The organism is Bacillus sp. Medicinal_06 (genome assembly GCF_056711665.1).
On the sequence record NZ_JBWYHD010000060.1, the window covers coordinates 1 to 677 of the forward strand.

At 34.4% G+C, this 677-nt stretch carries 2 pseudogenes; both read right to left on the reverse strand.

Annotated features, from left to right (window positions below):
- Window positions 1-132: 132 nt before the first annotated feature.
- A pseudogene (locus AC1M36_RS28440) lies at window positions 133-336 on the reverse strand (DUF4158 domain-containing protein); the annotation flags it as partial.
- Between the two features lie 194 nt (window positions 337-530).
- Window positions 531-677 (reverse strand): annotated as a pseudogene (locus AC1M36_RS28445) (IS6 family transposase); the annotation flags it as partial.

Here is a 677-nt window from a genome sequence, read left to right on the forward strand (position 1 = left end):
ACCGAAGTCTTGGCTCAGACTTCGGTTTTTCGACATACAATGAATTACAGGAGCTACTAACAATCGCATAAAATGTACAACTTTTTGTTGGCACCACTTAACCTTAACAAAACTTTGCAACAGAACCGGTTGAAGAATATCCAAAAACCGAGGGAAAAACCCTAGTTTTTGCACAACCTTTATTAACACTAATAGCCCTAATTGCTGTACACTTCCCCGAGATTTACGTTCTGCCCATTGTATTTCTGTATGTAACGGTGTATATGTTTCTTCTAAATCTTGATCTGATAAATTATTTTTTATTCTAGGATAAATTGTATCTTGGATGCTTGGCATAATTAACTCCTTATATAAAATTTTATATTTCTAAATTATTTATATAATAAAATAGGAACCTATCATATTTCCTGATAGGTTCCTTCCTTAAATGGGAAAAATTTCAGATGTGGCGGGTTATTCTTCGAATCGTTTCCGTACCCCGAATTGATTAATAAAGATAAAATTCACCAACCAATCATCAGGGGTTGCTTCTTCTGAATAGTGGTGTGAACAATAGACAAACCTCGTTCCTCCATCATTTCCACCAAATCACGAAAACTTAGATTGTACCGTAGGTACCATCTTACCGTTAATAAGATAATATCAGGTTGATAGTGCTTCCATTTGAACAAATTTTC